Raw genomic sequence first — 13,932 nt, 5'->3', positions numbered from 1 at the left:
AGCCTCTTTTCTTGAGAAGGTCTTTGCGTAAGTCAGCGGCGTTCACCGCGTGATATAAGTATGATGCCGAGAAATACAAAGCCTGCACCAGCCAGATGAGCAAATGAGAAGGATTCACGGAGGATGATATAGGACAGCAGCAGTGTACTGACGGGAATACAACCCGTATATACAGCTGCTGCACTAGCCGATACCCTTGACACGCCCCGAAACCATAATACGTAGGCTAATGCTGTGACAAAGATACCATAATATAAGACAAGCCCAATCTCTCCTGCTCCAACGTGGTTAAAGTTGAACTGTCGGGCCTCCCCGAAGGAACAAGCCAGGAACATGAAGAATGAAAAGAGTGTTATATACATGGTTCCAAGCAGGGAAGAGACATGGCTGGATAGCATCTTGCGTAACACTGTCAGTGCCGCTTCTCCGAACACAGCAGACAGAACAAGCAGCAGGCCAATGAACGAGGTTGCGTTAGGAGCATTGAACCAGAGCGCCGATATGTGAGGTACTTGCAGTGCCAAAACACCGAGCAGTGAACAGGCAATCCCTAGTCCGGGGCGGAGCGTAATCTTTTCTCTCAGCAGTATATACGAAAGAAGTGCAACGATAGCTGGGGTTAAGCTAGTTAAAATTCCGCTTTCGGAAGCAGAGGCGTAGGCCAGCCCGTACAGCATTAGGACACGGAAGAGAAACATGCCGACCAGTGCTTGAATGAACAGGATTAAGGCATCCCGTTTGCTGATCCTTAGTGAATATTTCTTGATGAATACAATGGGTACCAAGAACAGAAGGGCAACGGCCAGACTGGCAGATTGCGATAAAAAAACAGGCAGCCGCATCACGACCAGTTTACCGACTACTACAGAACTGCCGACAATGGAGGTTGCGATCACTAATTCCATGTAAGTCGAAAAGGTTGGTTTGTTCATTTCATCTCACCTCTTGTACAGATATTGATATATACTGTAGCAATAGAAACTGGGCACTTGTAGATCCAGTTGAAGAGGTTTTTGACAGTACCGCTTGAGGGGGCAACCTATGTGGTTATCTATCGATAAGAATGTGACAGTTCCGATGCTGCGTCAGGTGTATCAAGCGATACGGGACCGTATTTTAGCCGGAGAACTGCATGCAGGATATAAACTTCCTTCGACCCGGGTGCTGGCCTTACAGTTGAATGTTTCCCGGAATGTTATCCTCGAAGCTTATGAAATGCTGCTAGCCGAAGGCTTAGCCATTGCGCGCTCGGGTTCAGGTACCTATGTAGCCGAGGGGGCCGTTCTTCCAGGTTATGTATCCGCACGGCCTATCGAGGCGTCTGCGTCTGCAATGAATACTTCATATTCAAATGAGGTGTCGGTAATATCCTTCCGGACAGGCCTCCCCGCATTGGAATTGTTCCCGCGCAAATCATGGGCAGACTTGCTTCAGAGCGTATGCAAAGAGGCTCCTGATCTGGCACTGGGTTATGGCGACCCTGCTGGAGAGCCTGAGTTACGAAGGGAGCTGGCCGACTATTTGGTTCACACCAGAGGAGTGAAAGCTAGCCCGGAACATATTGTAATCACTAGCGGAGCAGTACAAGCGATTCAGCTTGTCACCCGTCTGTTACTGTCAGCTGGAGACGAAGCTCTGGTAGAGGAACCGACAAATGAAGATTTAAAAAGCATTCTGTCGGCTACAGGGGCCACACTGCGGAGCATGCCTGTTGATGATTCGGGAGTTATAACAGCCGATCTGCCGCAAAAGAGACACCCCAAGCTGGCATATCTGACACCCTCGCACCAGTTCCCGCTGGGAGGTATCTTGCCGATCCAAAGGCGGATCGAGCTTATCCAGTATGCAGCCCGGACAGGATGCCTGCTGCTCGAAGATGATTATGACAGTGAGTTCCGGTATGATGGGGCGCCCGTCCACTCCTTGCAGAGTCTGGATCCAGAACGGGTGCTATATGTCGGGACGTTTAGCAAAATTTTGTTCCCCGCACTGCGAATCGGCTATATTGTTCTTCCCCCGTCACGAGTCGCTGATTTTATCCGTTTAAAGCAACTGGCGGATTACCAGACGGCGAGCTTGGAGCAAATTGTGTTGAGTCGGTATATCAGGAAGCGACTCCTTCATAAGCATGTCCATAAGATGAAAAAAGTGTACGCCAAGCGTCGTCAGGTCCTGCTTGATAGCCTGGAACAGCATTTTACAGGGCAATACCGGGTATGTGGCCGATCAGCTGGTTTACATTTGGTAGCAGAGTTTCAGTTCCCACTCCGAGAGAATCTGCTAGAACATCTCCGTAGCGAAAATGTATTTGCAGCACAGCTCGAAGGAAACCGACTGCTAATGGGCTACGGGCATCTAAAGGAAAACGAAATTCGTGAAGGGGTTAGCAGGATTAGGAATGCCCTGCAACGGTAGTACACGCAAAAGCATCCTATCCTTAAGTGAGGATAGGATGCCCTTTTCATAGCAAGATATCGTGTTCCATGATCACTATTCATACGAGGTTTGAGCAATGTAATTGCTACATAAAGTCAAAAAAATAACGGATTACATGAAAAAAGACGGGCGAGGTGTAGGTCAAACTATCGACCCGGCTTAAGTAGCTTTTTTTCAAAGCATCGAACTTGTCATCATCGCCGATTAATAAATCCCGCTTCAGCACGGAAACCGTTAGGCTGCCGAAGAAACCGCTCAAGCTGATCAGCATACCGAAAATAATTCCAAATTTTAGGTCAAATGGCGTCAGGTAGGGATAGATCAGATACGAAGCCCCTATTGTCACGATAAACGCAAATGCAAAGCCTTCCCAAGTTAAATGTGGGTTGGAGGTTGGGACGACTTTCCGCTTACCGAAATAGAGGGATGCCAGATAGTGTGCAACATCATTGAGTTGCGTCAACACCACTAGAAAAAGTACGAGTTTCGCTCCGTATTGCGGTGTAGCGAATTGAAAGTAGGCCAAGTGACTAAGCCCGAAAACCATCAGCATAAGCCCCCACTGGGTTGAGCTGACACTGCGCAGAAAACCGACCGTTCCTTTGTTAATCAATCGCGGGAGCGGCAGGAGCAAGAATACATAAATAGGGATAAAGACAATAAACATCCCGTACCACCCGATATAAATCCAATAAAACTGCACAGGAATCGCCAAGTACGCCCACAAAAAAAGTCTGCGATCGGCTTTTCTGGATTTGATCATGGAGAAATATTCTTTCAGCGCAAAGAAAGTGAGTGCCATCAGGGAAAGCAGTGAAACAATCGGATTAAAAAGAGTTGCCAAGCAAAAGATAAAGAACATGCCCCACCAGGTTTTGATGCGAAGTCCGATGGCTGCATAGTCTTTGTTGGGCTGTGTTTTGACGATCACAACATAAATCAATTGGATAGCCAATAAGGCTGTGAAAATAAGGATTAACGTTAATAGCGAGCTGTCCATTGCCAATCACCAACTTATCGCGAGGTAGGAGTCCATTATAGGATTCCTATGTTATTATGAAGGAATAACCCAAACTTGATAAGGAGAAATTTTGTAAATGGTAGCTGATCAATCCGTCTTTATCTTACTTACGAATACGGGAACGTTTCTTACGAGAGTCATTAAGAGCTATACGAGGGCACCATACAATCACGCCTCCATTTCCTTCAACCGGGAACTTTCGGAGTTATACAGCTTCGGGAGAAAGACCCCTAATAACCCGCTGGATGGTGGTTTCGTGAAAGAGGATATTAAGACAGGTACATACAGCAGATTTCCGAATACAACATGTGTCATCTACGAGCTTCAAGTAACCGAGCGTGAAGTCGAGAAAATGAAACGGGTCCTACACGTCTTTATCAGAAGTCGTCAAAAATATATGTATAACTTACTGGGTTTGATTGGTATTGCACTCAAAGAACCCGTCGAGTTCAGTAATTCCTATTTTTGTTCGCAATTCGTCGCAGAAATTTTACAGCGATCCGGCATAAAAATATGGAACAAGTTGCCCGCTCTTATTACGCCGGACGATTTTCGGCAAAGCGACCGACTGCATTTGATTTATGAAGGAAAATTGAGCGACTACGATCCTCAATCCTAAGCTGGATAGCCGCGAGCGCCCCTTTTATTCAAACGCCCCCGCGTACCTCTTTAACAATTCGCTTTAATGCATCAATCTGCCTAACATTTAATTCGCTGACAGCAGCCGTGTATTCATCAATTCCAGAATAGACAATCGTCATATTTATAGTTACTATAGAAAGGTAAATAAAATCTGAATGGAGGATTTCATATGAAAATCGCATTAACAGGAGCAACCGGGCAACTGGGTTCCATCGTGGTAGAGGCGTTGCTTGCATCCGTATCGGCAGAAGACCTTATTGTTAGCGTGAGAAATCCGGAAAAAGCAGAAAACTTGCGTGCCCGTGGCGTTGACGTTCGTCATGGCGATTTTGATAAACCGGAGACGCTGGACCAAGCGTTTGCTGGTGTAGACCGACTGCTGATTATATCCGCAGACGGCGATAATGATACGAGAATCCGCCAGCATAAGGCTGCTGTGGATGCTGCTGTACGTACGGGAGTAGGCTTCATCGCTTATACCAGCGCTGCCAATGCGGCCGACAGCACTCTGTTCCTTGCACCTGTACATCGTATAACGGAAGAGTTCATTCGCGAATCGGGCATCCCTTACTCTTTCCTGCGCAATAACTGGTATCTTGAAAATGAAGCAGGCACGATTCAATCCGTGCTGGCCGGGGCTCCTTGGCTGACCTCAGCAGGTTCCGGTAAAGTAGGTTGGGCTGCCCGTGCAGATTATGCGCAAGCGGCGGCAAACGTATTATCCGGCGAAGGGCATGAAAACACAATATATGAGCTTTCCGGCAAGCCGATTACCCAAGAAGAGTTTGCGACGATTCTTGCTGAGGTGCTGGGTAAGGATGTGCCTGTACAGCAGGTAGACGATACTGCGTATGCCGACATTATGCTTGGTGCGGGCGTACCGGAAGCCGCAATCCCTATTGTGGTCGGTATTCAAAAAGCGATTCGTGAAGGAGCTTTGGATGTTGTAAGCAACGATTTCGAGAAGCTTCTGAAAAGCCCGCTTACGCCGCTTAGCCAAGGAATTCGTGAGCTGGTTGAGCAAACAAAGGCATAAACGTGCCGTAGAGTACATTTTTAATATATGATTCTGCTCATGATGAAGGATGCTACCCTAACAAGGCGGGCATCCTTTTTTAATCCTCATAATCATTTCAAAAGGAAAGGGAAATCCTAAACTAATTTCCTCTATTAGTGGAATCGTTGCTGATTATCCAATATACTTGTAAGGAACTCCAAGGAGGGCTTGGAGCAAGGTTTGTTTCATAGGACGATCACAGGTGTAGAATTGATAATGAATGGAGTACATACGATTATGTCTAATTTGCCAAATTGCCCGGAATGTAACTCAGAATACACGTACGAGGATCGGAGTCTTTTCATTTGCCCGGAATGCGCTCATGAGTGGTCTTCCAATTCAGAAGCAGCAAATAACGAAGATGTAAAAGTCATCAAAGATGCCAATGGTAACGTTCTGCAGGACGGTGATTCTGTAACCGTCATTAAAGACCTTAAAGTCAAAGGAAGCTCATCCGTCCTGAAAATCGGCACAAAAGTAAAGAATATCCGTCTGGTGGAAGGCGATCATGATATTGATTGCAAAATTGATGGCTTCGGAGCGATGAAATTAAAATCCGAGTTTGTGAAAAAGAACTAAAAGCTATGTTAATGCAACCCAACGAGTTTGGAGTTTGTACTGGAAAAACCCTTTGATATAAGAGGGGTTTTTCTTTATATTTTCACCCTTTTCAGTTCAATGAGGATTAAGAAAAGGAGAAGCTAGACGCTTCTCCTTGGCAAGTGCTTCGTTATAACGGTGCTAGCCAAACGGTTCCGGTTCCCCTGTACACATTGACCAGCCCTTCGCCGGAAGCGGCAGAGCCCAGTTTGGTTTTTCCAGATTTCTCGACGGTAAACTGTAAGGTATTGGACCACATGAGGGCAAAATTGCCGTCCACTTTTAGCACATCATTTTGCAATTCAACTACGACGGCTTCCTCTGAAGGGATAGGCGCTTGCAGGGCAAGAACTCCTTTTCCCCGAGCGCTTAAATTAAATAATCCTTCTCCACCCAGAGCGGCCGAGGAAAGGTTGCTACGGGCAACAACGGATATGTCCAGCGTAGTTTCACAAGCTAAAAATAAGCCGTCTTCGATGGCAATGTGATCATTATCGACATCAATGAGCCAAATGTAACTATAAGTAGGTTCCAGCATAATCGTACCTGTGCCTTTATAGAGAGGTTTGATGGCACTTGTTCCCGTTACAGCACCGGACACCAAATTGCGCATTAAGCCCCCTACGCCTTTTACGCCGGTAGTCATCTCCATACTGCCCACCGTATATTGCATGGCGCCCGCCTTCATCATGATTTCACTATTGTTGATTTCGATCATGAGCTGCTTGCGGCGCATGTTACTTTTGCTCATATAGTAATTGGCTTCCGCAGCCGCAACCGAAGTGCAGCTTAAATCCGATATGTATTCCAATACGGTAAATCCACCTAATTGGTCTGCGATGGCAACATTGCTGTTATCTTTTAGGTTATTGATGACAAAAGCCATGGATGTATGAGCCCCCTTGTTGTATTCACGCTGTGAAGATTGAAATCTCTTTTATTCCATAAAATATTCGACAGAAAGATATCGTTTCCTGCGGAAAATCCTCAGGTTCTCTTAAGCCGGTTCCATATTTAGAAAGCAGAGCTTGAAAAAGTTATAAAAAAAGTTCAAAATAAAGATATCGGTTTTTAAAATGGTTTGCTTACAAGCAGCCGATGGGAACGAGACATTGAAGTAGGGGGTAGGGCAAGTGGAGATAGGTATCAGCACATTTGTAGAAACAACGCCGGATACACAAACGGGTGAGGTCATCAGTCATGCGCAACGAATACGTGAAGTTGTCGAGGAGATTGTGCTTGCAGATCGGGTAGGGCTGGATGTATATGGCGTGGGAGAGCATCATCGTAAAGATTATGCGGCATCTGCTCCTGCGGTAATACTAGCTGCTGCTGCTTCGCAGACCCAGCGGATTCGGCTGACCAGCGCGGTCACAGTGCTTTCCTCGGATGATCCGGTACGTGTATTTCAGGATTTTGCTACGCTGGACGGCATCTCGAATGGACGAGCTGAAATCATGGCAGGCCGGGGTTCTTTTATCGAATCCTTCCCGCTGTTTGGCTATGATTTAGATAACTATGACGAACTGTTTGATGAAAAACTCGAACTGTTGTTGAAAATACGCGATTCTGAAAAAGTCACCTGGAAAGGTGGACATCGGCCTGCGATCAATAATCTGGGCGTATATCCACGTCCGGTTCAAAATCCGTTGCCCGTATGGATTGGTAGCGGAGGGAATCAGGAATCCGTGGTTCGCGCGGGCTTGCTCGGGTTACCATTGGTTCTGGCGATTATTGGCGGTAGTCCTGTGCAGTTTGCGCCGCTTGTGGAGCTGTATAAAAAAGCGGCTGCGCACGCAGGGCACGATGCATTATTACTTCCGGTTGCATCACACTCACATGGTTTTATCGCGGAAAGTACCGAGCTTGCAGCGGAAAAGTTTTTCCCTTCCACCCAGCAGAGTATGAATGTGCTTGGGCGTGAGCGTGGATGGGGTCCTTACACCCGTTCCAGCTTTGATGCCGCGCGTAGCTTTGAAGGGGCGCTGTATGTAGGCGATCCCGATACGGTTGCCAAGAAAATCATTCACCTGCGCAAGCAGGTAGGCATTACACGCTTTCTGTTGCACGTACCTGTAGGTACGATGCCGCACGAGGATGTCATGAGAGCCATTGAGCTATTGGGAACAGAGGTAGCTCCGCGGGTTCGCGAGGAAATATCCAAATGGGAAGCCGAGAGTAAATAAACGTTTTTCAGCTAATAGTATAGTTATAAAAGAAAGGAGCAGGCCCTTGATATAAGGTGGCTCCTTTCTTTTAGTTCAAGAATAATGTATATAAGCTGAGCAGGAAATGATCTGCGATTGAGGGTTACAGGTGCGCCCTTTTTCAGCTTATATTAATCTACTGTGTATAGTATGAGAATTTTGAAAGTAAGGAGTGGACAAAGGTTTCTTAATCGCTGAAATTGAACCATTTGCTGATGTCTATTTTTTTATGCTCATACCTGTACCGCCACTCGTTGGATTCGGGCTGATACGTATAATCCTTTTGCCACGCTATGATATTTTCCACAACCGCTCGTATGGAAGAGGTAAGATAGGAGACTTCCTGATGGGTCATCATGGGATGAAGGGACAGGCGCACCCAGCCGGGTTTTCTCGACAGGTCTCCCGCATGGATGAGGTCTGACATCTCATTAGAGGTTTGTTGGTCGATGCCCAACAAATAGTGTCCATACGTTCCTGCACAGGAGCAACCGCCGCGGACCTGGATTCCGAACCGATCATTCAGTAATTTTACGATCAGATTGTAGTGGATATGGTCGACAACGAAAGAAACGATCCCGAGTCGTTCTTGGCTTCTTCCACCTAAAACGTGCAAGTGTGGTATTACTTCCAACCCTTTTAACAATAATGACGTTAACTCCTTTTCACGCTCCAAAATGCGGTTTTGGCCCATCTGTTCTTTCAGTTGAATGCAAAGTGCCGTTCGTATGGCCTGTAGAAAAGCAGGAGTCCCCCCATCCTCGCGTGCTTCGATATTGTCTTTATATTCGTACCCGCCCCAAGGATTGGTCCAGCTTACCGTACCGCCTCCAGGCTGGTCCGGGGCATGGTTGAGGCTTAGTTTCGAATCCATAATGAGAACACCGCTTGTTCCGGGGCCACCGAGAAATTTGTGGGGAGAAAATACAATAGCATCCAATCTTTCAAGCGGCTCTGCGGGATGCATGTTGATCGCGGCATAAGGAGCGTTTGCAGAAAAATCAATGAAACACACCCCGCCATGCTCATGCATTTTGCGGGACAGTTGATAAATCGGCGGCTCAAACCCCGTAACATTGGAACAGGCTGTAAAAGCGCCGATCTTGATAGGGCGATGACGGAATTGAAGCAGCAAACGTTCCAGATTTGCCGGATCAACGGTACCACCGGGACCGGGAGGAATGCACACGACGTCTCCAATCGTTTCAGCCCAGGAGATATGATTCGAGTGATGCTCCATATGTGTGACAAAAATAACGGGACGTTCTTTTTCAGCGATAGGGTAATGATGCTTTAATTTTTCATGTATTTTCAATCCCAGCATGCGTTGAAGCTTATTTATTGCCCCTGTCATACCGGACCCGGCAAACAGAATGATGTCTTGTTCGTTGGCATGAACGTGGTTCTTAATGATTCGCTTTGCCTCTTCGTAGGCTTGGGTCATCAGGGTACCTGTCAAATTAGACTCCGTATGGGTATTCGCCACAAAAGGACCGAAATGGTTAGTTATTTTGGACTCAATAGGTCCATACAGACGACCGCTGGCTGCCCAATCCGCATACACCAGCTTTTTTGGTCCGTATGGAGATTCAAAGGTTTGACGATATCCAATCGTACCTTCCCGATACCGTGCGAAATAAGCCTCGCCAGAAGGCTGATATGCACTATTGTTGCTTCCGATCCGAGCCTTGAGCATACGGGCGCCTCCCATGTGGTTCTGTCTTCTTAGGGTACGTAGGAAGACGCGAATGGGTTAAAAAAATAGGCGAATGTCATCATTTTGACAAAATAAAGCCTCATCCGAAAGCCGGACAAGGCATGGGTACATCTTATATGAACAGCTGCATATCGGATTCGAGCGCATCCCTGAGATATGTCTTGGCCTCGATAATTTCCAGTTCAGGTATAAATTCTTCCGGTTTAAAACCCATAATGTCCACGGAAAGCTTGCAGGCATAAAATTTGACGTTCTTTTTCCGTGCCCCCTTCAAAAAGTGAATCAGTTTCGGGGCTTCGTTATCTTCGATCATTTCCGTCAGCATCAGCTTGCCCAGACCGCTAAAATTCATTTTGGACAACGGTAGCTGCTCAGGTCCTTTTGGAGTCATCCAACCCATGATTTTTTCATAAATCGTCTTGTCCTCAAGCGTCATTTTATCAGGATCACGAACCAGAAATAGTCCCCAGAACGCAAAAAACATCGTCACGTCCACGTCCAATTCCCGAGCCGTATTCGCCAAAATCAGTCCAGCCATCGCCTTATCGTAATCCCCGCTGAACATGAGCAGGTTCATCTTTTTGTCCACTACCTTCCGCCTCCATTACCAACAGATATATTCAGTATGGATTTGGAAATGAGAAGTATGCCCAGTTCACATATCGCTCACAATTATGGGATGCGTGTTTGGTAAGGAAGAGTACTGATTATAGTGTTGAAATCTTTATTCCACCCAATGCGAAGGAAAACAACATACGGATATGGTGATCATTCGGTTTCAGTAAAACCTGTCATTCGCATTGAAAGAATAGAACGTATGAAAACGTGATTTTCTTTAAATACAAGTCCTTTACCAAGATATCTATACTGATTGGGAAAATTACAAAAAGGTTGGAGTTAAATAATAGTGTCTTTTTATAAAGAGTTATCTTTTATTCTAATTTTACGATGTAGAAGTTTGGTGAAGTAATCTCTATCATCTTTAAGTTCAAATATAAACCATTTTTTAATTTCGTTATAATCTAAAGTTTTTTTGTTTGTTGCTACTCTAATTAAGGGCTCTAAAACATTAAAAATAGAAGTTATTGTTTTTTTATTTTTGAAAGAATTCCCTATATAGGATTTACCTCCAAAATCGGACAATCCATTAATGGAATTTTTTAGAATTTCGCTCAAAGGCTTAGGTAAAAGAACGCCTTGGGCTATTTCGCATAGTTCTAATGATAACGTATCTATGCTAATACCATAGAGATTTACATCCCACAATGTACAAATACTAATAGTTACATTTTTAAAGTCCGCATTCTTAAATGATGCCCCTGAAAAACTCGAGCTATAGAAATAGACATATGAAAGCTTAGTGTTAGCAAAAGAGCATCTTATAAGATCACAATGTTCTAAAGAGATATTACTCATGTCAGAGAAAGAAAAATCCATATCTCTTAAATTTAGACCCTTTAATGTGTATTTAAGGTTATGGCTGAAAAAGAATGGGTGCAAATTTTCATATTCAAAATTGCTCTTCGGCATTATAAGTCCACGAAATAGTTTTTTTCCCCATTCAGGAGAGGCAGTCTCGGAGAAATGATGCCAATTCTTCAACATATCAAAGACAATCTTAGTGTCACCTATAGTACTTGTGAAAAATCTCCTTTCTTTATCGATATTATGCAAACTATTACCGACTAAGAATGCTATCCAGCGATCTATATCCGGTGGAATATGAGATATCTCATCATTGATTTGGATTATTTCATTATTGTACAGTGAGGTGTAATGAGAACTTACCGTTGTTAATAAATATTTAGATTTTGATTCAATAATATCACGAGCTAGGTTGACTATTTTATTAATTACTTCATTTGTAATAATCCAATTTTCCAATAACTCTAAAGGTGGCTCAATGGTATTGTTACTAATCGGATAATTATCAAACCATTTGAGCTTAAGATAGTGACTGAATAAACCTTTACTAAAATCTGCTGTAGATAGAGAGGCAAGCATTGGGAATAACAGCTTTCTTTTTTGGATTACTACCTTGCTAGGATTGATATCATTCTCTGAAACACTTTCTTTTAAAAGTAAAAGCATTCCTACAAAAAAATCGATTGTCTGTTCTGTAGGGTTTCCTAACAATAGACGTATTCTAATATCATCAGGGGCGGAGGATTCATCTAATGCATAATGAATAAATAATTTTAAATAGTACTCTGCAAGTAATATCTCAGCAAAAGATTGATGCTGGAAATAAAAGGTATCCCCCTTCTGTCCAAAATAAGATTGGGCCAAGAACTCGACGTTCTCTATGTCTTTATACTTTGTCATTTTGTTTGTATCTGTCTTGTCGATTATAGAACCTTCTATAGTATTACTTATATCATGCTTTTTTAAGAAGCCTTGATTACTTCTATACGTTTCATACATCCATAAAGCGGAGGTTGCGTGTAAAATATTCCTGAATTTATACTCATCTTTCAGGTTTACTTCTTTTAGTGAGTCGATATACTTAGCCTCTTTTGTTAAGACATTAATGAAAGAAAGATATACACCTACTTTATTTGAAGAGGATAGATCTGCCTTATTAATGATTAGTTTGTATATCATATAGGAAAAGATAGGTCTCCTTAATTCGCTATATGTTAGCAAATTAATACTAGTGAATTCTTCATGAATATTAATCACTTGTGAATTATTAATTCCCTCGATTATTTTCTTGGATATACCACTGAAACTTTCTGAATCTAGAGGCAGTGCTCTTTTCAGTGAATCTGTAATTGAGTTATTAAATTGCTCCTTTTTAAAACCATAAATAGATATATAATGATTAATCGGACGGTTATCTCCATTTTTTATAATGAAGGGCTCATTGTTATTTAAATGTTTAAGCAACCCATGTTCAATAGGACGGGAGGCAACGGCTATACGGTTCTGTCTACACTTTTTTACGTTAATATTCTGTATTTTTTTTATTGAAGTAATAACCTTATCGATTTTTTCTTCGGTTAAGTTTCCACATTCATCTAATGAGTCGATTAAATAGAAATATTCCTTGGTTTGAAAGTCGCTGTCTTGCACATCAACCCCATATTTCTTTCCAAGAAAATCACTAATAACTCCAAAACTACTATTTTGATCATATTTATCAAAGTCTCTCAAATTAAAGTAAATTGGAATAAAGCCTTCTCCACGCTGTTCATATTGTCTAGCAAGCGTAGAAGCCTTTTGCTTTAAATATACGGATTTTCCTTTTCCAAAATCAGCTAAGATGAATAATGCTTTTTCAATTGTGTCACTCCCCCTATTGAAAAAAGTTTCTATTAACTCATCTATAGGTGATAGGTTTTCCTCAAATTCTTCAATATCCGTTTTATTTTCTGACGAATTTCTATATTCACTAACTTTATTCCAATACGCATAGGTTTGTTGATATTTTAAGTCTTCATATTCGGCAAAACCAATTCTATTTAACTCTAACATGTCATTTAAGATCTTTCCTTCTTTACTTTTGGTCCATTTCTCATCTACTTCTCCTATATGTTTCTCATAGTCATCCCCAAATGCTAAAACAATCTTGTGGCCTATATTTTCGTTGAAATCTTTTGTGAAGCAGTCAACTATTTTAGCTTTATTCGGTTCATTAATATACTCAAGCAATAATGATTCGCAAACAGTACGCACAATAGAGACTGCCGGATGTTTATTAGGAGTAAAGTGCAGTATAAGGTTTGAATTATAAATTGACTCCTGTTTTTCTTTTAAAATTTCCTCGAAACGTTCAATTATTGCTTTGCGTGTTAAAAGATCCAAACTGATACTTTCAATATTATTTAAGGACTCTTCAGCTTGTTCACATGCTGTCGTAAAATAGATTCCAATACCGAAATTATGCAACTTATCTTCTGATAGTTCATCGAAATATTTATCAATAAGTTGTCGACCTAATAATTTTACCGCGATCCCTAAGATACCATTTAGATTATTGAACATCGACTGTCCATTCTCATTAAAACTATCTTTAAGATTTTCAATAGCCATTTTAGAAATCAATGGTATTGTATCTTTAATATCGTTAAGTTTACTTTTTGTCCATGTCGCTACCATAATAATTCTCTCCTAAAATATATTTTTATAGTTTAAATTCGACATTTTTTTGAATCCCCCTGCTTTATTAGGCTAAATTAAGTGTGAATATAGTGCAATGAAGTTAGGAATTATACAACAATATCTTGGGTGCTAGATAACCCAATAAGTA

At 42.7% G+C, this 13,932-nt stretch carries 11 protein-coding genes; 5 read left to right on the top strand and 6 right to left on the bottom strand.

Annotated elements, in window-relative coordinates:
* Positions 1-32: 32 nt before the first annotated feature.
* Positions 33-905 (bottom strand): DMT family transporter, encoded by an 873-nt coding sequence (locus ACWXW9_RS04560; RefSeq protein ID WP_494928468.1) that lies wholly within the window; start codon positions 903-905, stop codon positions 33-35.
* Between the two features lie 136 nt (positions 906-1,041).
* On the opposite strand from ACWXW9_RS04560, the gene pdxR reads away from it, so the two are divergent.
* Complete coding sequence (pdxR, locus tag ACWXW9_RS04555; protein WP_494928467.1) at positions 1,042-2,415, top strand: MocR-like pyridoxine biosynthesis transcription factor PdxR; 1,374 nt, start codon at positions 1,042-1,044, stop codon at positions 2,413-2,415.
* 106 nt (positions 2,416-2,521) lie between these two features.
* Here the strand turns inward: pdxR and ACWXW9_RS04550 are convergent, their stop codons facing one another.
* Positions 2,522-3,436 (bottom strand): phosphatidate cytidylyltransferase, encoded by a 915-nt coding sequence (locus ACWXW9_RS04550; RefSeq protein ID WP_494928466.1) that lies wholly within the window; start codon positions 3,434-3,436, stop codon positions 2,522-2,524.
* 97 nt (positions 3,437-3,533) lie between these two features.
* Here ACWXW9_RS04550 and ACWXW9_RS04545 point away from each other — a divergent pair, with 97 nt between their 5' ends.
* From ACWXW9_RS04545 to ACWXW9_RS04535, 3 genes are all read left to right on the top strand, one after another.
* Complete coding sequence (locus tag ACWXW9_RS04545; RefSeq protein WP_494928465.1) at positions 3,534-4,076, top strand: hypothetical protein; 543 nt, start codon at positions 3,534-3,536, stop codon at positions 4,074-4,076.
* Between the two features lie 192 nt (positions 4,077-4,268).
* Positions 4,269-5,135, top strand: a complete 867-nt coding sequence (locus ACWXW9_RS04540) for an SDR family oxidoreductase (RefSeq protein ID WP_494928464.1) — start codon at positions 4,269-4,271, stop codon at positions 5,133-5,135.
* Positions 5,136-5,393: 258 nt separating this feature from the next.
* The gene (locus ACWXW9_RS04535; RefSeq protein WP_494928524.1) at positions 5,394-5,735 is read left to right on the top strand and encodes a zinc ribbon domain-containing protein YjdM; all 342 of its coding nucleotides are present in this window, start codon (positions 5,394-5,396) and stop codon (positions 5,733-5,735) included.
* Between the two features lie 151 nt (positions 5,736-5,886).
* Here the strand turns inward: ACWXW9_RS04535 and ACWXW9_RS04530 are convergent, their stop codons facing one another.
* Positions 5,887-6,642 (bottom strand): AIM24 family protein, encoded by a 756-nt coding sequence (locus ACWXW9_RS04530; protein WP_494928463.1) that lies wholly within the window; start codon positions 6,640-6,642, stop codon positions 5,887-5,889.
* 247 nt (positions 6,643-6,889) lie between these two features.
* Between ACWXW9_RS04530 and ACWXW9_RS04525 the strand changes: the two genes are divergently transcribed.
* A complete protein-coding gene (locus tag ACWXW9_RS04525; protein WP_494928462.1) occupies positions 6,890-7,942 on the top strand; it encodes an LLM class flavin-dependent oxidoreductase in 1,053 nt (350 codons plus the stop codon).
* A gap of 208 nt (positions 7,943-8,150) precedes the next feature.
* Here ACWXW9_RS04525 and ACWXW9_RS04520 read toward each other — a convergent pair whose 3' ends face one another.
* From ACWXW9_RS04520 to ACWXW9_RS04510, 3 genes are all read right to left on the bottom strand, one after another.
* Positions 8,151-9,659 (bottom strand): aminotransferase class V-fold PLP-dependent enzyme, encoded by a 1,509-nt coding sequence (locus ACWXW9_RS04520; protein WP_494928461.1) that lies wholly within the window; start codon positions 9,657-9,659, stop codon positions 8,151-8,153.
* A 133-nt stretch (positions 9,660-9,792) separates the two neighbouring features.
* Positions 9,793-10,269: a DsrE/DsrF/DrsH-like family protein gene (locus tag ACWXW9_RS04515; RefSeq protein WP_494928460.1), complete on the bottom strand. Its 477-nt coding sequence runs from the start codon at positions 10,267-10,269 to the stop codon at positions 9,793-9,795.
* A 326-nt stretch (positions 10,270-10,595) separates the two neighbouring features.
* Positions 10,596-13,781 (bottom strand): pentapeptide repeat-containing protein, encoded by a 3,186-nt coding sequence (locus ACWXW9_RS04510; RefSeq protein WP_494928459.1) that lies wholly within the window; start codon positions 13,779-13,781, stop codon positions 10,596-10,598.
* Between the last annotated feature and the right edge of the window lie 151 nt (positions 13,782-13,932).

The sequence above is a fragment of the Paenibacillus sp. LT-B23 genome (assembly GCF_059417685.1).
The sequence above is the reverse complement of the archived record's forward strand: the minus strand, read 5'-3'. Positions and strand labels throughout refer to the sequence as shown.

What these genes read in the sequence shown, in the direction of transcription:
- ACWXW9_RS04540 (WP_494928464.1), top strand. Translation starts at nt 4,269, where the DNA reads ATGAAAATCGCATTAACAGGAGCAACCGGGCAACTGGGTTCCATCGTG.
- pdxR (WP_494928467.1), top strand. Translation starts at nt 1,042, where the DNA reads ATGTGGTTATCTATCGATAAGAATGTGACAGTTCCGATGCTGCGTCAG.
- ACWXW9_RS04545 (WP_494928465.1), top strand. Translation starts at nt 3,534, where the DNA reads ATGGTAGCTGATCAATCCGTCTTTATCTTACTTACGAATACGGGAACG.
- ACWXW9_RS04510 (WP_494928459.1), bottom strand. Translation starts at nt 13,781, where the DNA reads ATGGTAGCGACATGGACAAAAAGTAAACTTAACGATATTAAAGATACA.
- ACWXW9_RS04520 (WP_494928461.1), bottom strand. Translation starts at nt 9,659, where the DNA reads ATGCTCAAGGCTCGGATCGGAAGCAACAATAGTGCATATCAGCCTTCT.
- ACWXW9_RS04550 (WP_494928466.1), bottom strand. Translation starts at nt 3,436, where the DNA reads ATGGACAGCTCGCTATTAACGTTAATCCTTATTTTCACAGCCTTATTG.
- ACWXW9_RS04535 (WP_494928524.1), top strand. Translation starts at nt 5,394, where the DNA reads ATGTCTAATTTGCCAAATTGCCCGGAATGTAACTCAGAATACACGTAC.
- ACWXW9_RS04560 (WP_494928468.1), bottom strand. Translation starts at nt 905, where the DNA reads ATGGAATTAGTGATCGCAACCTCCATTGTCGGCAGTTCTGTAGTAGTC.
- ACWXW9_RS04530 (WP_494928463.1), bottom strand. Translation starts at nt 6,642, where the DNA reads ATGGCTTTTGTCATCAATAACCTAAAAGATAACAGCAATGTTGCCATC.